This window comes from Acinetobacter sp. P37 (assembly GCF_057480965.1).
In genome coordinates this window covers 22,638-42,760 of the sequence record NZ_JBLIYY010000023.1, presented here as the reverse complement: position 1 = coordinate 42,760, position 20,123 = coordinate 22,638, and the positions used below count along the sequence as shown (strand labels likewise).

Annotated in this window: 16 protein-coding genes; 3 read left to right on the top strand and 13 right to left on the bottom strand. The window is 36.6% G+C overall.

The features are described 5' to 3' along the window. Positions 1-298 precede the first annotated feature (298 nt). Genes AC25JC_RS15900 through AC25JC_RS15870 form a run of 7 tightly spaced genes read right to left on the bottom strand, consistent with a single transcriptional unit; the run spans position 299 to position 11,809 of the window. On the bottom strand, positions 299-457 hold the full coding sequence (locus tag AC25JC_RS15900) for a hypothetical protein (protein ID WP_249682127.1): 159 nt from the start codon (positions 455-457) through the stop codon (positions 299-301). A gap of 13 nt (positions 458-470) precedes the next feature. Next, positions 471-3,533 (bottom strand): type I restriction endonuclease subunit R, encoded by a 3,063-nt coding sequence (locus AC25JC_RS15895; RefSeq protein ID WP_249682124.1) that lies wholly within the window; start codon positions 3,531-3,533, stop codon positions 471-473. Between the two features lies 1 nt (position 3,534). Further along, entirely contained in the window at positions 3,535-5,550 is a 2,016-nt protein-coding gene (locus tag AC25JC_RS15890) for a DUF262 domain-containing protein (RefSeq protein ID WP_249682120.1), read from the bottom strand. 5 nt (positions 5,551-5,555) lie between these two features. After that, positions 5,556-6,935, bottom strand: coding sequence for a DUF262 domain-containing protein (locus tag AC25JC_RS15885; protein WP_486924420.1), 1,380 nt, complete (start codon positions 6,933-6,935; stop codon positions 5,556-5,558). Positions 6,936-6,974: 39 nt separating this feature from the next. Then, a complete protein-coding gene (locus AC25JC_RS15880) occupies positions 6,975-8,150 on the bottom strand; it encodes a DUF4268 domain-containing protein (protein ID WP_486924419.1) in 1,176 nt (391 codons plus the stop codon). Between the two features lie 57 nt (positions 8,151-8,207). Then, positions 8,208-9,434, bottom strand: coding sequence for a restriction endonuclease subunit S (locus AC25JC_RS15875; RefSeq protein ID WP_486924418.1), 1,227 nt, complete (start codon positions 9,432-9,434; stop codon positions 8,208-8,210). Between the two features lie 8 nt (positions 9,435-9,442). Beyond that, complete coding sequence (locus AC25JC_RS15870; protein ID WP_486924417.1) at positions 9,443-11,809, bottom strand: type I restriction-modification system subunit M; 2,367 nt, start codon at positions 11,807-11,809, stop codon at positions 9,443-9,445. A 212-nt stretch (positions 11,810-12,021) separates the two neighbouring features. Between AC25JC_RS15870 and AC25JC_RS15865 the strand changes: the two genes are divergently transcribed. Next, the gene (locus AC25JC_RS15865; protein WP_486924416.1) at positions 12,022-13,053 is read left to right on the top strand and encodes a hypothetical protein; all 1,032 of its coding nucleotides are present in this window, start codon (positions 12,022-12,024) and stop codon (positions 13,051-13,053) included. Here AC25JC_RS15865 and AC25JC_RS15860 read toward each other — a convergent pair. The 6 genes from AC25JC_RS15860 to AC25JC_RS15835 form a co-directional block, all read right to left on the bottom strand. Then, positions 13,050-13,481, bottom strand: a complete 432-nt coding sequence (locus AC25JC_RS15860; RefSeq protein ID WP_130145285.1) for a hypothetical protein — start codon at positions 13,479-13,481, stop codon at positions 13,050-13,052. The two genes, AC25JC_RS15865 and AC25JC_RS15860, sit on opposite strands and share 4 nt — an antisense overlap. Positions 13,482-13,489: 8 nt before the next feature. Continuing rightward, on the bottom strand, positions 13,490-13,930 hold the full coding sequence (locus AC25JC_RS15855; RefSeq protein WP_486924415.1) for a hypothetical protein: 441 nt from the start codon (positions 13,928-13,930) through the stop codon (positions 13,490-13,492). Between the two features lie 230 nt (positions 13,931-14,160). Continuing rightward, positions 14,161-15,174 carry a competence protein CoiA family protein gene (locus AC25JC_RS15850; RefSeq protein ID WP_486924414.1) on the bottom strand — a complete coding sequence of 338 codons (1,014 nt, stop codon included), beginning with the start codon at positions 15,172-15,174 and terminating at the stop codon, positions 14,161-14,163. A 17-nt stretch (positions 15,175-15,191) separates the two neighbouring features. Next, the gene (locus AC25JC_RS15845; protein ID WP_486924413.1) at positions 15,192-16,199 is read right to left on the bottom strand and encodes an HNH endonuclease domain-containing protein; all 1,008 of its coding nucleotides are present in this window, start codon (positions 16,197-16,199) and stop codon (positions 15,192-15,194) included. Further along, the gene (locus tag AC25JC_RS15840) at positions 16,192-16,776 is read right to left on the bottom strand and encodes a class I SAM-dependent DNA methyltransferase (protein WP_180109964.1); all 585 of its coding nucleotides are present in this window, start codon (positions 16,774-16,776) and stop codon (positions 16,192-16,194) included. The genes AC25JC_RS15845 and AC25JC_RS15840 overlap by 8 nt, the downstream gene beginning before the upstream one ends. A 79-nt stretch (positions 16,777-16,855) precedes the next feature. Beyond that, positions 16,856-18,490, bottom strand: a complete 1,635-nt coding sequence (locus tag AC25JC_RS15835) for an HNH endonuclease (protein WP_486924412.1) — start codon at positions 18,488-18,490, stop codon at positions 16,856-16,858. Between the two features lie 596 nt (positions 18,491-19,086). On the opposite strand from AC25JC_RS15835, the gene AC25JC_RS15830 reads away from it, so the two are divergent. Both AC25JC_RS15830 and AC25JC_RS15825 read left to right on the top strand, forming a co-directional pair. Beyond that, positions 19,087-19,836, top strand: coding sequence for a metallophosphoesterase family protein (locus AC25JC_RS15830; protein WP_486924411.1), 750 nt, complete (start codon positions 19,087-19,089; stop codon positions 19,834-19,836). Between the two features lie 99 nt (positions 19,837-19,935). After that, complete coding sequence (locus tag AC25JC_RS15825; protein WP_486924410.1) at positions 19,936-20,118, top strand: hypothetical protein; 183 nt, start codon at positions 19,936-19,938, stop codon at positions 20,116-20,118. Positions 20,119-20,123 lie beyond the last annotated feature (5 nt).

Below are 20,123 nucleotides of genomic sequence, written 5' to 3'. Positions count from 1 at the left end.
CGGCTTAAAGCTGGCCAACGCTTCAGAGTGTAATTGATGGCCTTGGCGGTGGGAGAACTCGATGGCACTGTCAGATGATGTTGGTTGAGCCATTCATATTTAATAAAAACTAATCCCCATCTTCTAAATTTTAAGATTTTTTGCTTAATAAAACTTCAATAACATTTCTTCCTTGCTCTCAGATATCCAATAGCAAACAACACCAACGTCCCAAATATCAAATACCGATTCACTATTTTCCCACGAATTTTATCGTAACAATTTACAATGAATTGATCTATAAAAGGCGTCATCTGCGTCACGCTTCTTGTCTCAAAATAATGTCCGAGTTGACCATTAAGCCATGTGATAACAGCGATACAAAATAGAAAAAGACACAAGGAAGTATCCAAACCTTTGGATAGCGCTCTAGCACCATCAGAAACGTATAGAACTCTTCTTGTATCCAATTCCACATATATCAATCCTCTTTACCTCATAACACCCTGTTGCAGGCTATATTTCCATGACATTCTAAAGGCAGTATCTTTTGAATATTGCTTATACATATCCATATCAATCTTTCTTTGACGTAACATCACTTCATTCATAATCTTGTCAAAAGCCAAATCTTTGGTATGCGGATCAGGGTTATTCAAATACTTACTCTCAAAATCAGCATGTTCTTTTATCTGTTTTAAGATATTCACAAATTTTACTTTTTGCTCTTCAGGCGTTGCAGCCCAACCTCCAAACCAGCGTTCATTAAACGTTTTAATGATTTCATCTAATGGATCTTCTTCAGTTTCACCGCCATGAGCACCACGAGGATTCGAATTTGTCGGATCTAGAACTGTCTCTTCAGCATCTAACTCAATTTGCTCATTCAGTTTTTTACGCTGTAATCCATATGAGTTTAAATCAACTGAGTTTAACAACTCATCCAAGGCATCCGCTTCTGGATCTTCAATTTTGAGTTTCGGAATCAAGAACTTTAAGAACCAATATAACTTTTCCCAAGCTGGAACTTCATATGGCAAAATTGAAGCCATCTGTCCATAAATTTTCACGAATTGCTTTGCCTTGATCTTGAAATCAGCTTTATCTTCAGGAGTGAGTTCTAATTCAGCATCAAAACGTGCCACGGCGATATCAATCATCGGGCTTAATTTTTCTGCATCGACTGAATCGAAATACTTCGTAGCGAAATCTTCCACTTCAGTAGATTCATATACTCCAACAGTATCCAACTCATCTTTTAGTTCGTTAAGTACATTAATATCAGTCGCTTGTGACAATGTGGTCGAAGTGTAGAAACGATCAAATGATTGTTTGATATCTTCTATTTCATTGAAGAAATCAAGCACAAATAGATCTTCTGTTCTCTTACCCAATTTAGGGGCAGAACGGTTTAAACGAGAAAGTGCCTGAACGCAAAGGACGTCCGCCAACTTTTTATCAACGTACATCGTGCAAAGCTTTGGTTGATCGAATCCAGTGAGGTATTTATTGGCAACAATCAGTAAGCGATACTGATCTTCATTCACGCCTACAGGCTTCTTGTCACCCACATAGCCACGATCGAACATATCTTTAGTGTCATTATCAGAGAATCCATTGAGAATCGCTTCTGTATATTCAATACCATCCACTTTCTTCTCACCAGAGAAAGCAATAATCGCTTTAAATGGATAGCCTGCTTGCTCAAGTAGTCGGTCAATCGCTTTGTAATAACGGATGGCAGACTCAATATTTTGAGTCACAATCATCCCTTTAGCTTTACCTTTTAATTTCTTAGTATTTACCACATGCTGAATGAAATGATCCAACATAACTTCAGCTTTGATATCAATGGTCTGTTGTGTTTTCTCCACATAGCTTCGTAAGGTTTTCTGCGCTTTTTTAGTATCGAATAATGGATTGTCTAGAATCGACTTCTCAATTTCATAGAAGCTCTTATATGTTGTGTAATTGGACAAGACATCTAGAATAAACCCTTCTTCAATCGCCTGTTTCATCGAATACAGATCAAAAGGTTTAAATGAACCATCTGCTTGCTTTTCACCAAACTTTTCTAAAGTCGTGTTCTTTGGCGTTGCAGTAAAGGCAAAATAGGAGGCATTGCCTTTCATCTTACGTGCCAACATTGCACTTAAGATTTTATCTTGTGCATCTATACCATCACTGTCTTCATTGGCTTTACCCATGACTTCATTCATTTTGTCATGTGCAACACCAGATTGAGAGCTATGTGCCTCATCAATGATCACAGCAAAACGTTTATCACTTAAATCTGCAATCCCATCGATAATGAAAGGGAATTTTTGAATCGTGGTAATAATGATCTTTTTGCCATTTTCTAAAGCAGATTTCAGCTCTGATGACTTATGGGCATGTGCCATAATATTCTTAACTTCAGAGAACTCCTTGATATTCTCTTTAAGCTGTTTATCCAGAATACGGCGATCCGTCACCACAATCACTGAATCAAATAAGGGATGTTCTAGCCCTCGGCTTCCTGCAATGTCTTTTTCTACTGGGTAGGCTTCAATCAACTGAAATGCTGCCCATGTAATCGAGTTTGACTTACCTGAACCTGCGGAATGTTGAATAAGATATGTCTGCCCTACGCCACGTGTTGAAACATCATGAATGAGACGGCGTACTACACTGAGTTGATGATAACGTGGGAAATACAGATTCCTTTTATCTAATAAGGTTTTCTCATCCCCATCTAGTCGTACGAAGTGCTGAACGATATTTGCCAAACTTTCTTTTGAAAGTAGCTCTTTCCAGAGGTATGCTGTTTTATGCCCCTCTGCATTTGGCGGATTTCCTGCACCTGCGTTATGGCCCTTGTTGAAAGGTAAGAAAAAGGTATTCGCTCCAGCCAACTTCGTAGTCATATAGACTTCATCGGTATCGACAGCCATATGTACAATACAACGAGCAAAGCTCAATAAGGGCTGTGTGATATCACGATCTTGTTTATATTGCTTCTGCCCATGATAACGAGCATTTTGCCCTGTCCATTCATTCTTTAATTCAAAGGTAATAATCGGAATACCATTTACAAATACCACCATATCAATTTCTTGTAATGGATTGGCTTTTGAGTAACGTAATTGGCGAGTCACACTGAAAATGTTCTGCTTGAATCGTTCTTTAATCTTCTGAGAACTACTTGCCAACGGCGCTGGGTACATCAACTGAAAATGCGCTTGATCTACGGCGAGACCTTTTTTAAGTAGATGAACCACCCCATGCTTTCGAATCATTCGATCAAAGCGTTCGTAGATTTTTCGTTGCCAATCGTGGGGGTTAAATTTTTGAATCTTTGCCAGTTCATCAGCTTGTGTTTGTTCTAAGAACTGCCAGAAATATTGGGTATCTAGCGCATACAGCATGTCAAAGTTTGCAGGTGAACCTGATACAAAGCCATGATGAGGTTGAGCAATGTCGGTTAAACCTGATTTGATATTCTCAAGGCATGTTCCAGTCAGCGCTTTTTCAATTGCCATTTCTAAAGCACGTTCATTGGTTAAACTGACCATTTTATTTATTACCCTCAACCCCACAATAATGCATTTTTAGCAACTCAATCATTCGATCTTGATGCATCTGAATAACTGACTTAGTTAAATTTTTACTTTCTGATTTCTTAAAAGTATCAAATAAATATTTAAGCTTTAACGAATCATATGATGGCTTTCTCTCAAATTCTGCCAATTTAACCGTCACAGGCTTATTACTATATTCTGAGTTTTGTCCTGGACTGAGTAAAACCAAATTTCCAAAAGCATGCAAATATGACTCCGTCAATACAGCCCCAAATCTCTCATTTTGTGGATGTACATGCTCTACTGAGTTTTTTGCAGTGATACGATAGTTTCTAAATTTTTTCTCCGTACGACGACCATAGTTTTTCCATAAAACATATTCTAATTTTTGGAACCAGTAATGTTCAAAAGAAGTCCCTTTTTGACTTTCTAGATAGTCTTGGAGCTCTTTCCAGTCTTTTGTTCCTATTTCATCCTCAAGACAAAGTTGATAACTCGCTACTTTTTGAGTGATGTCATCTACTGCCAAAGATAAATCATTATCAATTTTCTCTAACCACTCAACGACATCATCTTGGTCTAAAGAAGAATCAGCATTTATTAAACCAATTAAAAATGGCGTTAACCAATACTGAGCACTACGTTCACCTGTAAAAATTCGCACACTTTGTAAAAGCTCTAAAGCAGAATGTTCTTTCTTTGTCCTATTAAAATATGCTTTTTTAGCTTCTGTCTTTTTCTGTCGATTTATCGAAGTTAAACGTAATTCCTCACCACCACTATCTTCATTCTCTAGCCACTTCACACACCACGTATCAAATTGATATCGCACTTGCCATAATACATCTAAAAAATCTTTTATCTCTTTCTCACTGGCTTGAATTACAAAGTCTTTAAAAATCTTTTGTAAATTTGAAGCAATCAAACGCTCTTCAATATCATTCTCATCGTTTAACACTTTGTAGATACGCAATGCATGAATTAATAACAACTCGAAGCTAATAAAAGATCGACAATGATTTTTACTTTCCTCCGGAATATCTGCTTCTATCTGATCTTCATGTTCTGTTTCTTTTTCACTATCATTTTCATAATTTGAAATATTACGTTTACTATCTATCTCTTGAATAGATAAACCTTTCAAAAATGACTTTTTAGAACTTTCAGATTCAACCTCAAACACCATGCTTTCTGCATCATACTGCTCAAGATCCTCATAACTCAATTTATTCCATGATGAAGCTTCAATCTTTTTACGTAACACCCGTTCAAAATATGTATTCATATTTTGACAAGCATCCCAAATTGCCTCATAAAGCTTCTTATTCTTCGTAATTTTTTTAAAAATTTTGGATTTCAGAATATCCACTGGCTCTAACTGTATTCCCGAAGTATTCATACTCGAGAACAGTTTATTCAAATCAGTCTTTTCAGGGATAATGTTATTAATCCATCTTACATTTTCAAAGATGTAGTCTATAAATTCCTTAAGTTCTACCTCACTCTCACTAATCTTTTTTAGTCTTTGTTTTATGTATTCGAGACCTGCATGTATATGCTTCAAATAAGCATCTTCAGCCAGTTGATCTTGCGATGGCTTACCAAATCCATCAAGCCCAACTTGAGAACCCAAATAAGATTCAATTCTTTCCCGAATTTCAAAATGCAATCTTGGCTTTTTAGCATAAGTCGACACTTTTAGTATCGAATGCCCTTTTAACACTGAATCTTTGTAATCATGGCAAGCCAAAGCAAATAACATCAATGTTGTTGTGCGCTGTTGCCCATCGATTAATTCATAAGTTGAATGATCTTTTTTTGATGACAATGTCGTACCAATAAAATAATGAGCTTCTTTATTTTTGAATGCTTGCTCAATATCATTGAGTAAATCTTCAATATGAATTGAACTCCATACATACGGACGTTGATAGCTAGGGATAATGAATTGATAGTTCTCATCTACAACGTGCCTTAAACATAAAAGCTCTGTATTTACTGCTTGATTCATTCTTATTACCCCAAATTCCGTATCTTTTGGCTCAACTGGTCTGCAAATTGTTCAGCATACTGAGTTGGGCGTATTCCTAATCCAAAGTGTGTATTCGTTTCTTCAACAAAATGTCTTTTGACCGTGTTTTCATTGAGTCCATCCTGATCCACTTTTAAATTAAAGTAATCCAAACCTTCGAATATTTGCTCTGGCGTAAAACTATAAGCGATGTGATCTAAGACTTTATGTTCTCTTAAAAACTCTGGAATAGAATCTGCCCTTACTGCTTTTTTATTGCTGACACGTTTTGAATAGGCTACCCTAAAAAACTTCTTAGCAAAGACACCTAGCTTATACTCACCAAATTGACTGATGTATAACATCAACCCAGTGACGAAAAGTTCTTCTAGGAAACGACAACCTTCCAGTTCTTTTAACCAATGAATAAACTTAGAATACTCTGGTAAATAGCTGACTTTTAAATCTTTATAATATTTACGGTATAAATTTTGAAAGTATTCCATATAGGAAATACTATTGATACCTTCATTTAACGGCTGTCTAAGCTGGTAACTATTTTGTAAATCTTGCTTTGCTTGTTTGGTCATAGGTGTATATGTCACACGCATAAGACCATAAGCAACATCGTCTTGATGTTTTAGGGTTCGGTTGGCAAACTCTTCAACTACTTCATCTCGAATTTTTTGTTTTTCTTGATAAAACGGAACTGTTCGCCCTTTCAGACTATTCCAATAACGCCCTCTTAATAGCGTCATGACTATGCCTTGTAACTCACCTAAATCTTCCCACTCTTTCGCATAATGATTTCTATAATCGACAGGTACAGCTCTCAAATGATGCGCTTTAATAATATCTGGTCCTGTGAGCCTTACCCCACCTGTGTTTTGTGTTTCAAAAAACTTATAAGCATCATCTTCAGATTCAGTGACTACAAGTGATACAACAATACTTTCAAAGTTTATGTAGTCTTCCCATTTACTCCGATTTTTTTCAAGGTACTGTAAATTTTGCTTTATATGCTGAATACTCAAACTTGCTTGATAAGTGAGTGATACATCATCAAGCTCAGCATTTAGATAGCCCAGTAAAGCAAGTGTAGTTAAGCGCTGTTGCCCATCAATAATATTTAAATATCCATCTTGTTCATGTAAGATCACACTTCCAAGATAATAAGGGCTGTCAGTAAATTGTTCTTGATGATCTTTAAGGTCTTCAATCAGTTTATCAATTTGCTTTTCACCCCACACATAGGGGCGCTGATACTCAGGAATGCTCAATTGCCCCTGAATATATCTTTGATTTTCTGTTTTAATGTGTTTACCACTGAGCAACTGTGCCACACTGCACACTGCGACTTTAATCAACCCTTGTTGTTCTGACACAACCCACCCTCAATTTTCAATTCTTAGATCTATGCTTTCTTACTTAATTACTTGATACGCATCTTTCATATACGGCTTAAACACCTGCTCAAACTTTTGCACGTGTTCAAAATGCCATTGAATATATTCAGGCCAGAATGCTTTGTTATAACCTTCTACGGCGTTAGCAATTACAATCTTTGATAATTTTTGATCTTCTGATCTACGCCAATCTAACTGTAGACCACAACTTTGCTCAATTTCTGCTTTACGTGCATAGAAGAAATCAAAGAGCTTTTTATTATGTTCAGTACTACTCGTTGCAAACTCAAGTTCTACACGGAGTTCTTTTTGGGCGAAAATCAAGTTGTAGTTACACTGTGCAATTGTTGCACCTGCACTACGCCATCCTGCACCAACTGGATTTACATTGCGGAAAAGGTCAAAGTTCCGATTTTGAAAATCCTCTAACAACTGTGTCCAATAGGCTATTCTCAATTGTCCAAGTGAACTTTCTCTTTCTTTAATGACTTTGATTTCCGCATCTTTACGGCTTAAACGCACCATATATTCTGATGCTTCTGGTACAGGAATAATTTGCTGAATATCGACCAATAACTGACTATTCAATATATATGGCGAAACCTTTACACATTTAACGTCAATCTCGCGCTCAATTAACCAAAGCGCAGTATTGGTGACTTCTTTTCTAAATTCGCCTGCAACGAGAATAATGCGTTGAGTTGCTTTAGGATTGAGCTTACTCATCCAATCTATATCAGAGTTTTCACCTAGAAATTTTTCAATCAATACACGTGCTGTGTGATGAACATGTTCAGGCTCATACGCATCGGCATTCAAATCAGGATCAATGGGTCGATACTTACTCATATAATTTGCATAAACACTAATAATATCTTTTGCCGTAAACGGTGCAACATAAGACGCATACTTGAGTGCCTGCCACACGGCATCACGTCCACTGTCATCACGTTTGTTTTCAATCAGTACAAGCTGTCCTTTGGTGTCTAAGGCCAACAGGTCTAAGCGTTCGCCTGTGCCATCAAAGCCATCAAATTCTTTTTGGATAATCAGCAGTTCTTCGCCCAATGCTTCAGGGTGGCTCACTAACCATTCTTGTAAGTCGTAACGCTCTGTAAGCTGTTGTTCGCTGAGTTTTGTACCATTTAATGGTTTCAATTTTTTGTTGGCTGTGTCTACTGTATATAAGCTCATATCCCCCCCGAAATATTAAAAAACCTAGCCAACCGAAGTTCGCTAGGTTTAAATTTTTTATGCCACTTTAATTTTGCCTGTGACAGCATCATTAATAAGTGTGGTTTTATATTCTTTTAACTTTTCGATTTGCTGATTGATTAATTCAATTCCTGCATTAATTTTCTGCTCTTCTACTTCAATATATTTAATGATTTCATTCTGTTCAGCAATTGGAGCATAAGGTACTAATACGTCACCAAACTTATCAAAATACAGACGCAGTCTCATATCCATAATTCCCCGAGAATGTTTTTTCAATTCTGCACTACAAGTTGGAGACCTAAACAACAAATGATAAATATATGGATTTAATGGCTTAGTTGCTCTCAATATGTCATACGCTGGGCTTGTAACTCCATCGTAATTAGATAAGCCAATTGCACCCATCCACGCCAACAATTTATTGACAATGATGTCGCCTTTTTTAACTTTCCAATATCCATCTGTAGTAGATGCCTTATTTCCTCGTTCCTCCAATTCTTTACGAGGTTTGACACCTATATCTGTATAAACAGATAAAAGTTCTAAGTCGTTGTTTTTAGGTGCAGGTTCAATAATTAGCTTAAACAAGTTTTTTACTTTTATTATTTCCCAATGCTCAGGAATTTGACCAATCCATTCCACACCCGAATCTTTCATCGGTACATTTGGATCTAAACCTTGAGTCACCGCTTTTTGAATCACAATTTGCTTACGTTCATTCAATAACGCAATTTGCTGTTCTTTAATGGCAATGGCTTGGTCGATTTCTGATGTTTTTTGATCTAAGAAATTGACTATCATTTCCTGCTCCAAAGTATTTGGCACAGGTATACCTAAATTCATTACTTTAGTAGCAGTAATAAGTGGCTGAGCATTACTAGTACTTAATTTATTCAAATTAGCACTTTGCAAAATTAATGCTATAAAATCATAATTTTGATCGTTATAAGCTTTCAAAATTAAAGCATTATCACTTATATATTTATTTTCCTTAATATATCTAACGTTACCACATAATGCTCCTACACGACCAATAACGATAGTTTTACCACTACAATTAAATTTATTAGTATATCCAATAAAACCATTACCTCCGTAAACCTCATAGAGACCATTATTTAAAAGCTGTGAGTTGGTAATACCATCACCACTTTTCATGCTAGCTATATGCTTTAATTTTTTAACCTGCCAATTCTTAGGTATTTCCCCCAACCAATCCACACCCGAATCTTTATAAGCATCATATTTTTCAAACATCATGCTTCCCCTTAAAGACCCAAAATCTGTGCAATCAAACCATCCGCTTGCTTTTCAAGACTTAAAATATCCTGAGCTACCTCTTCTAAGGAACGTAAAGGCTTATGTTGGTAGAAATACTTATTAAAGCTCACCTCATAACCAATCTTCACAGAATCTAAATTAATCCATGCTTCAGCCACATGCGGTTTTACTTCATCTAAGAAATACACATGAATCTGCTGTTTTAACGGTACAGATTCACTATCACGCAAATCGCTATTGCTTTCATAGGTGGTAAATTCGCCTTTTTTCACTGTTGCATAATAACCAAAGTCAGCCAAATCTGCTTCTGTACAGCCCAAGTGTGCAAGCAAATCGGCAAGCTCAGCGTCATTCAGCTTCACGACTTTTTTCACCACTTTTTCTGCGTTTTCATCATACCAACTGACCGCATTTAAAATGTTGTTCTTTTCAGAATTCGACAGCTTAATTTTTAAAGCTTTGATCGCTTCATCAACTTTCTTCTTAAATAAGTTAAAGTCTGAAAACTCATCTGTACCCACCTGTTGCATGATGCTTAACGCATTCTCCAACGCTGTTTTTAAAGCATTCCAATGCTTCACATCAAACAGCTTGGCTTGCGCTTTATTGTTAAGGCTAATCTCTTGATCTTCACACCATGCCAATACTTCTTTTTTCACCGCATCAAGCTTCGCTTCGCTATAAATATCATCGCCATAGGTGCTATACATATATTCCATCGGCTCAGACAAAGACTTATCAAAACGTAAACCTTGCAAACGCTCTGCACTAAACTGTGCGCTACGGCGGTCTGGACGCTCAATATTAACTTTGTAATAACCAAAGTCTTGGTTATCAAACACCTTGCTTGCAATACCTATAGGATCATTTTTTGCATCAAGCTGACGCTCTACATCTTGACCTGCAAGATAAGTCTGCATAATTTCAGCAATATGTTCAGGCGCAAATTCACAGTTTTTATTGCCCAAGTTTTTACGCAACTTACGGAACATCAAACTTGCATCAATCAGTTGTACTTTGCCTTTGCGCTGTACTGGTTTGTTATTCGACAACAACCAAATATAAGTGGTAATACCTGTGTTATAGAACAAGTTATTTGGTAACTGCACAATCGCATTCAATAAGTCATTTTCGATGATATAACGACGAATATTACTTTCACCACCACCTGCATCACCGGTAAATAAGCTTGAACCATTATGAACAGAAGCAATACGACCTCCAATGCCGTTATGCTCAGGCGATTTCATCTTATTGACCATTTCCATGAGGAATAAAAGCTGACCATCACTTGAACGTGGTGTGGCATCACAGCTTTCTTCATTGCCCCAATAGTCTTTTAATTTCACGATGAAACGTGGATCAATTACATCTGAACCATCTTTAATATGCTTTTGCTCAGATGCCCAGCTCTTCCCATACGGCGGGTTTGACAGCATAAAGTCAAACTTGGTGCCAACAAATTCATCTGTTGTCAGTGTTGAACCAACACGAATATTTTCAGGGTTATTACCCTTAATCATCATGTCTGACTTACAGATTGCATACGTCTCGTCATTGATCTCTTTACCATACAAAAGCACATCACGGTTGCCATTTTCAACGCTATAACGCTCTTCAATAAAGTTTTGTGCTTCGGTCAACATCCCACCTGAACCGCATGCAGGGTCATAGACAGTGATGGTTAAAGGTAATTTTTCCTGAATTGGGTCAAAGACAAAATGTGTCATTAACTCAATCACTTCACGTGGAGTAAAGTGCTCACCCGCCTCTTCGTTATTTTCTTCGTTAAATTTACGAATTAATTCTTCAAAGACATAACCCATACCTAAGTTAGTCAATGCGGGTAAACGGTAGCCGTCTGGATCAACTACATCTTCAGGGGTTAAGTTAATGTACGGCGATAAGAATTTCTCGACCACATCTAACAGCACATTTTTATGTGACATGTGGCGGATTTGAGCGTACAGGTTAAAGCATTGAATGATTTCTTTAACGTTGTCGCTAAAACCTTCCAAATATTCTTCAAAGTTCGCCAGTAAAATTTCAGGGTTATTTGATGCCGCGGTATACAGTGAACGTAATGTCCATTTAGAAGTATTATAGAACACATAGCCTGATGCTTCTTTAAGTGGCTCATCATCAAACTCGGTGAGTTCCATTTCGACTTGTTGGTAGCGGACTTCTTCGAGTACTGCATCTTTGGTCGGCTCTAATAAAGTATCCAGACGGCGTAATACCACCATCGGCAAAATGACATCACGATATTTACCACGTACATAGACATCTCGAAGACAGTCATCAGCAATCGACCAGATAAATGAAACCAATTTGTTATGTACTGAATGATCCATAAGAACCCAAATAAAGTATTAAATTTTAATGCCCGTATTTAACACTATTTTAAAGTCTTGTGGCAGTGTATATATGGGTAACTTCAGGATAATACTCCAAAGCTTGTCGCTGAGATCACCACTTAATTCAAAGGTATTTCATGGATTTAACACAATTTAATTTTTCAATACTATAAAAGTTTGATCAAACGCTTGAAAGCAATATAGAACGATTGGTTAAAAATGCAGATTCCATCGAAGAAGATCTTTCACCTATTGAATTAAAGGGCATGCTTTGTGAAGCTCTTGGGTTAGATATTTTAGATAGCAACTCCAGTCAAGTGGTTGATCAGGGTGAAAATATCCAGATCACATTTGCGTATATTTTGAAATGCCTATCGCTCTACCCTTTGCAAAATGAGATGTATCAAAATTGGAATAAGCATGTTGCGCTATTCGACCGAGCTGAACTGACTGGTTTTTCAGAACAAAGTATTGCTGAGTTGCATCGCTTTATCCAAAGTATTGTGGTTACAGGACATGAACATAACTATCTTTCATTAGAAAAAATGCAACAACCGATTCATCTGATTATGTTGCTCTTCATTCATCTTGATGCAATCCTAACCTTAGACAGTAATATGGAGCCATTATGCTTTACGCAGTTGTTTAAGTTTCGTTTTAAGAAAAATAAACCCTATGGTCCATCCAGTAGTTTTTCCGATTTCATCATCTACTCACTAGCCTCACACGCAAATAAAAAACCATTAGAGAAACTCCCGACGATCAGCTCATTTGACAAATATCTGAATACAGAACTCGTTGATGATGACAGTGACAATGATGGTACAGAGCACCCAAGTATTAAAACGATGCGTCAATTACTAAAAAAAATGAGAGCTGAAGATCGCTTCTGCTACTTAACCGATATTGATCTATTTTTTAAATTTGCTTCTGATGTGAGTGATTTCTTTAGCGATGAAAATTATGAAAAAGTTTCAGAATCGAATGCTCGTTTTCTACTTTCACGAACCATCAAGGATGATGATTTCATAAGCTTCAATGATATGAATGCTCTATGGCTTATCTATTACTTCCAATTCCTAGTCTACGAAGCACAGAAAACAAATTCTCCTGAGGTTTTACAGGGACTCAGCGCTACTCGTGAGTTTATGGATTTATGGAAAATGTTCTATGTACCCAATGGCAAAAAGGCCACTTTTCAGTGGCCTACCCAGTTTAATGATGTAGCTAAAGTCACTTAGACATTATTGTAGCGACCTGAACCTGAGGAGTTGCCTGTTTTACTCGGCCAACCTCCTCCGAAACGAATTTCCTTAAAGAAAGCTACTACATCTTCATAATCAATCTGTGACCACAAAGGATAGTCCGTATGTGAATTTCTAATCTGCCGCCAAGCATTTTCTTCGTAAACAATATCCGTACTTGGATTAAAGTTATTCTCAGGACGAATGATAAAACCCCAATCATCCTTTGCTGTACCAACCTCAAGCCTAATGTTTAAAGCTTGAACTGTTCTAAACACATTAATCACACAGCCAAGCCCCAATGCATAGATCGGCTTTTTCAAAAGCACAACTGGCGCACCTAAGATATGCTCAAGTTCAGCAACAGTTTTAGGTTCGTACAAATATTTGCCATTTGCTTCAGAGACCAATAATTTAATTTTCATATGATCTATCACTTAGCTGGTGAATTATTATCACGACTACCACCTGAAGGATTCCCGGTGGTGCTAGGCCAGCCTGCTACTTGTGAAATCTCATTAAAGAACTCCACAGCTTCTTCATAATCAATTTGTGACCATCTTGGGAAAGTTTCATAACTACGTCTGATTTTCCAAAGCGCATCATTCTTATAAATTTTCAAAATTGATTTATCAAAAGGCTTATAAGCTAATAAAAGAAAATCCCATGTATCATCTTTATCACCAATGTCTAAATGCATATTCAAAGACTGTGCAGTCTTAAAGACATTCACAACACTACCGAGTCCAAATTCTGAACGTGGTTCTTTTAATAGAACAACTTTATGTCCTAACATTGTTTCCAATTCATCAACAGTTTCAGGTGAAAAAAGTCCAACTCCTTTTGGACCTGCTACTTGCAATCTTAAGTGCATTCGTAGCGCTCCCTATTTACGTGGTGGATTATTATCACGACCACCGCCTGAAGGATTCCCTGTGGTACTTGGCCAGCCTGCTTTACTCATCTTTATCTCCTTACATATACGAATGTCATGGCGTTTCTAGACCGATGTAAGAATTATGAAGAAAGAAATTTCTCAATTTTGCCTAAAACCCAACAAATTAGGTTAAAAATTAAACAACCATCATTTTATTTATTTTTTTCCTATGCCAGCCGATACCAATCACATTCCGCAGCCTGATTAGAATTACAGGCCTTCTTCTTCGCTTTGCAATAGATAGGTAGACCTTCTGTATAGTTATAATTATCACCACTATATTTACACAAAAAACAACTCCTCACAGGTACTTTCTTTTCAACCGCAAGTTTTAACTGTGAAATAAACATATCCCCATGTGCATAACCCATCAGTACATTTGAGTTCTCAAATTCCAAATCAGTTTCAATAATATTGCTATATTCAATTTTATCTTGATACTTCGATAACTTAGCTTTTATATCTGCTAAATATTCCAAACCTAGCCAAGCCTTACCTGAATTCCAAACAAGAAATAAAAAATACCGTTTGTGCATACATTTACAATCAGCATCAACGATTGGAGCACTTTCTTGATTGAATCCCAAAAAGTGAGCATCGCTTGGCTTTAAATCTGCCCTATATATTTTTTCGACATCCTCTTCGCAATCTAATGGTATTTCAATAATTCGTTTGCCTGAGCTTTCTTTTTTCTCACTCAAAAAATGAGTCACAGCAATTTCAATATAAATACAATCTTCGGCATTATTTTGACGGGTTAACAATAGGTCTGGAATAAACTGGTCATGCCTCTTCTCAACTTGTATTTGTGAAAAATAATTTGTGAGATCAAAGCATTTCTCTGCATAACCAAGATCACAATGTTTTCGAATGGTTCTTTTAAATTTTTGGCATTTCTTAGGCACATGAAAAGTAATGTAGAATGGTTCATTTTCAGCTAAACATTTTTGATATGTTTCAAAAAAAGCACGTTTACCCAAACGGTGTAAGTAAGTTTCACCCTTGCACTCTAGTACAGTCTTATGGGCAAAATGAGGTTTCTTGATTTTGCCATTCACCTTAGCAATTAAAGGATTGTCACAGCCCAGGCAAATGTATTCAGATTTTTCTTCTTGTCCGACTAAATCAACTGCTTTGACAATTTCACCATGTTCATTTTTTGCATACTGATAACGTGCCATTTCACTTCCTTATAAATTTACCCCGTCCACATCAAATAATTATTTTCTTTTCCTTGTGCATAAGCCCACTCAGCCACCTTATGCGACCGCTCTTTATCCGTCAAAAAACCGAGCACTGATATCCGATCCACAATAATCAAATTCTGCTCTTCATTTCGCTCCTGCCATTTATGCAAAAACTCATCAGATGCGAGTAGATTACTTTTCTTAGAATTACAGCTTGAATCTGCCAACACGAAGTTATGACCTGTATCTGATGGATACATAGACCAAGGAATGAAATGATCAACGGCGTAATTGCCATTGCGCATCGGTTTACTGCAGTAGAAGCATTTACAGTTCTGTAGCTCGACCAACACATTAGCCACAGCATTTAATTGGTTCCGACTCGGCTCAAACATGAATTGTTCAAGATTCGGCAACTGATTCAAAATAGGTGCATTGCTGCTGTTCTTACGGATATAGTCAATCCAACGTTTCTGGCAAAGCTCTTCGATGATTTCACTGAACTGTCGTAAACAAAACATGACTTGAGGCAAAAGGATGAGCTGCTTTCCACACCGATCAAGCTGATATAAAAACTCAAAATTTTGACCATTGATGTTTTGCAAGTAGCGGACTGGCATGTCTTTTACAGTGCGAGCGACATCTTTAACTAGCTTCAACCACACCAATGAATCTCGTCTTAATAACCCCAAAGAAGAGTAGCTTTGCCGAAGCTGTATAATGCGATTCACAATGGCAGCTTGTTTACCATTATTTTGATTTAAGATGAGTTGCCCTTCATCATTAAAGGTATATGGCACAGCCTGCTTCCAATACAACTCAATAAATTTTTCAGCAATATCGGTATATTCAAGAGCTAAGCTCTCGCCTAAGTCTTCACCTTTTTCAATTGCCAATCGGCTTAGGCTAATTAGCAATGCAAATTTATAAGTACTACTAAAACTCCCTGACTGTAAAATCAGCTGAATATTCTTTAGAAATTTGAGTTGTTCTTGTGCAGTGGGAATAAAATTAAGCATGTTTTTTCCAAAGCAGATTAAGCCATTTTTCTTGTCTATCAGGTCGCTGATCTACCGTGATCCATTGCTGTATCTGTTGAACATTATCAAACTGCTCAAGTAAATCATTTGCTTGAGCCTCATCTAAATCCGTAAATTGACGCCCCTCTTTTTCTCGATCACTATTGCCATACTTAAATGACATATACAGCACACCGCCTGGCTTCAAAACAGAGATTAATTTTCCAATAACCTCAACTAATCGACTGCGCTCACAATGCAACAAAGATGCACATGCCCAAATTCCATCATAGATAGCAACCCCACTTAAATCATAGAAGCTTTGGAGTTTCACTTTAACACCCGACAGTATCGTTGCCTTTTTGACCAGCTCTTCTGAATAGTCAATCGCTTCTACCTGATAGCCTTTATTTTTAAAAGCCAAAGTGTCACGCCCTGAGCCACAGCCTAAATCCAGGATGCGTGCTGAATCTGGTAACTCAGCTAAAAATGGTTGGTATAGGCTTTCCATATCCACATACAACGTGGCTTGTAAAAATTGATCTGCGTATTGGTTGTAATAGTCTATTGTTTTCATATTGGTTGCTTAGGCTAAACACTGACCCCCAGTCTACTAAAAAACAAAAAGATAAGGGAGCATTTGCTCCCTTATCTTTTTAGTCAAATAAATCTGCTCTTACTTCTTCCAAAGCACGATCTGACTTAAAACGATTACATATCGGGTGAATAATTGCTCCATTTTCTAAAACACCGTAACCACCTTCTGCTTTCGATTCTCGATGATCTACTTCAGTCGATTCAAGGTATAGAGCGCTATCACATACTTCGCAATAGCTCCATGTTTTCCTTTCCTCACGTTGATAAAGATTTCTTTTGGTCGCGAGTGAAAAATTTAGAGGTTTTTTCTTCTTTGTTAGTCTTACTGATTTCACAAAGCTCACAACATCATCCACAATGGTCTCATCATAATCACCACCAAAACGTTCAAGGTAAAAATTATTAAAATTAATATAATCAAATGATTGACTCATCGAAAGAATGACGGTGTTCAAACAAACTTCATCTTCGAAATCTAAATCCATATTGAGTCCAATACAGATAAATGCTTGATAGACGTTTTTCAATCGCTCATGTGATCTGATCCCGCTACCAAACTTACCGACAGTTTCTTTGATCGCCACAGGAATTTTTTCAATTAAACTTTCAACACCACGGCGTGCTCGGGTAAAACCAATAAAATCTAACTTCTTATTCTGTATTTCAAAACAATCTTCTTCAATTTCATAGACGATAGAGAACCAAGCCAAAAAGGATGTCACTTGAAAACGATTATCTTTATAAAAATATAGTTTTGGGTGTAAGCCCAAACTTGGAATCCGAATACTAATCGGTGGTGTAGCGATACGACACAGTACAACTCTAAGCTTTAGCATTAAATTTTCTACACGCTGACCTTGGTCTATACTCACAGTATTCTGACAAGTATCACCACACATGATATTCAGGAGTTCATTGACCAAGCCGATTTTTTTACCGTGTGTTAAATCCGGCTCTAAAAGTATTATCTTAAAAAGATGATCATGAATTTGCTCACCCAAAGTGATCACTTCATTTATCCGCTCGTAATTCAGTTCAGCCAAGTTAGATTTATTATCGTTTATATAACAACACGCATAAATCACATAAAAAGCATCACTCCCCCTATTTTGTAAATGATATTCTTCATCTGGATCTAATCGCTTCGTATCCGAATTGATTGAACAAAAGGCTTTTCGAGCTTCCTCAGGCGTCCCAATCACTTCAATAAAATTAATTTTGGTTGATTTTAATTTTTGCTGAAACTCAGAATCGCTACATAACTCTTGAAAATCAGCTAATTCACCTAATCGATTACGAATCTGACGAATATCTCGTTTTTGTGGTGCCGTGAATTTTGGGGCTCCTATTACTTGCTCATCAATAAAGTATCTTTTGATCCAAGCATAAATGATTGAAATCCTGTGCCCACCATCGATGATATAAATATTACCAGCAGCATCTTTCCAATAGCGAACACATAAATTGACATTACGATCATTCAAACAGTTTAGAATAAACTCCTGAATTTCAGCAGGGCTCCAACACTCTGTGGAGCGTTGATTGTCTGCTTTATATAGTTTTTCTAGGATCTCATGGTTGGCGAAGTCATAAAGTGATATTTCAAAGTTATGGTGCAGATTTGAGTGCGACATTTCGTCAGGCACCATCATTTTTCTTTGAATAATATTGGTTAAAAGCTTAGTACGGGCCATTTTATTTTCTCTATGCAATACTTCTCTATATCTCGTAAGATTACGAAATTTATAAAAGTAGAATTAATTAAACATGACGAAAATTTATTTCGAAAATTTTATTCTTTAAGAACAGAAGAAATAGCTTTGAGAAAATAAGGGATATTATAGAAAGTGTTCATGTCTAGTTCCTGTAGTAATTAATTACAAACAAGCTTCCAACTTTTCCACGAGATGGAGGCAAGCCAAACAGGGGTGGAAATACCGTACTACAGAAGACGGCCAGTCATAGACTGCCCTGCTTGGCCTACCATTACGATAGACTAAACATAGTTAACGCAAAAAACCGCCAAAGCGGTTTACTGCTTCTGTAGTAAATTCAGGTTTCCACGCCTGGTCACAGATTTTGCTGTAACATCTTTATCTTATGTGCATAAATTCAATTGGTCAAATTTTATGATTAATATTTGATCAATTGATTCAAAAATAATTACCTATATTTTTATAGGCTTAAGGATACAGATGAGTATCTTATAATTTCTAATATTTAGTTGATGTAAACTGATCGCAATGAAACTCTATATATTTAAGCAGCGTGATTTAATAAAGGAAGTAGATTGAAACTGCAAATTTTATCGGATACTCACAATTCCAAATATTCAATATCAGAGCAAGCTGATGTCATTATTCACGCTGGCGATTTTTCTAATCGCTTAAGTGGTGCAATTGAGTTTGCCGAAAAATGTAAATCTCTGAATAAAAAATTTATCTTTGTTTTAGGTAATCATGATTACTACAGCTCTAACTACAGTTCAGTCGTGAATTTCTTGAAAGAAAACTACCCAAAAAATGCACTACTTGATGACAACCATATGAAAATTCAAGATAAAATATTTGTAGGTGGCACGTTATTTACGAACTTTCGCTCCAATTCACCACTTACATCTCCTGAGGTACTTTTACAGTCCCAAAAAGATGCTGAACAATCGATTTATGATTTCGATCAAATCATGATTGACAGTGATCATCGAACGATAACTGCTAATGACTACATAGAATTATTTAAAAAATATCATGAAAATATTATGAAATTTAAGGATCAAGATAATGTGATTGTCATTACTCACTTCCCGCCTCATTTAGCTTGTCTTGATCCATATTGGGGTACGCATCCTGTTGCATCTGCACTCAATCCCTATTTTATTAATGACTTAGATATAAAAGGCTTTAAGTTATGGATTGCAGGACATACGCATACATCAGTGGATACTGTAGTCGATGGATGTAGATTAGTGATCAATCCATTGGGTTATCCGCCAGAGCAAGGTAAAAATGGGTTTAGAGAAAATTTGATCATCGAAGTTTAAGTAGTCATACTCGTATTGAAGCAATTTAAACCAACTCTAATATCTTACATCCTATAGAACTGTTGATTTAGCTTCTACACCATGAACTAGGAGAAACTCATGTCGAATCCTTTAGACCCAGAAAATGATTGGAAAAATAAAATTGCAGATCAAATACTTAAAGATCTACTAGACATCCATAAAATCCAAGGTAATACTATTAAAAAAATGAAAGCAGACCAAAATGGTGTTTTCTATGTAGAAGAGGAAATATCAATTGACGACGTACTCAAGCAATTTTGAACTCT

What these genes read in the sequence shown, in the direction of transcription:
- AC25JC_RS15825 (WP_486924410.1), top strand. Translation starts at nt 19,936, where the DNA reads ATGTCGAATCCTTTAGACCCAGAAAATGATTGGAAAAATAAAATTGCA.
- AC25JC_RS15875 (WP_486924418.1), bottom strand. Translation starts at nt 9,434, where the DNA reads ATGATGTTTGAAAAATATGATGCTTATAAAGATTCGGGTGTGGATTGG.
- AC25JC_RS15840 (WP_180109964.1), bottom strand. Translation starts at nt 16,776, where the DNA reads ATGAAAACAATAGACTATTACAACCAATACGCAGATCAATTTTTACAA.
- AC25JC_RS15880 (WP_486924419.1), bottom strand. Translation starts at nt 8,150, where the DNA reads ATGAGCTTATATACAGTAGACACAGCCAACAAAAAATTGAAACCATTA.
- AC25JC_RS15900 (WP_249682127.1), bottom strand. Translation starts at nt 457, where the DNA reads ATGTGGAATTGGATACAAGAAGAGTTCTATACGTTTCTGATGGTGCTA.
- AC25JC_RS15860 (WP_130145285.1), bottom strand. Translation starts at nt 13,481, where the DNA reads ATGAAAATTAAATTATTGGTCTCTGAAGCAAATGGCAAATATTTGTAC.
- AC25JC_RS15870 (WP_486924417.1), bottom strand. Translation starts at nt 11,809, where the DNA reads ATGGATCATTCAGTACATAACAAATTGGTTTCATTTATCTGGTCGATT.
- AC25JC_RS15850 (WP_486924414.1), bottom strand. Translation starts at nt 15,174, where the DNA reads ATGGCACGTTATCAGTATGCAAAAAATGAACATGGTGAAATTGTCAAA.
- AC25JC_RS15855 (WP_486924415.1), bottom strand. Translation starts at nt 13,930, where the DNA reads ATGCACTTAAGATTGCAAGTAGCAGGTCCAAAAGGAGTTGGACTTTTT.
- AC25JC_RS15890 (WP_249682120.1), bottom strand. Translation starts at nt 5,550, where the DNA reads ATGAATCAAGCAGTAAATACAGAGCTTTTATGTTTAAGGCACGTTGTA.
- AC25JC_RS15835 (WP_486924412.1), bottom strand. Translation starts at nt 18,490, where the DNA reads ATGGCCCGTACTAAGCTTTTAACCAATATTATTCAAAGAAAAATGATG.
- AC25JC_RS15845 (WP_486924413.1), bottom strand. Translation starts at nt 16,199, where the DNA reads ATGCTTAATTTTATTCCCACTGCACAAGAACAACTCAAATTTCTAAAG.
- AC25JC_RS15895 (WP_249682124.1), bottom strand. Translation starts at nt 3,533, where the DNA reads ATGGTCAGTTTAACCAATGAACGTGCTTTAGAAATGGCAATTGAAAAA.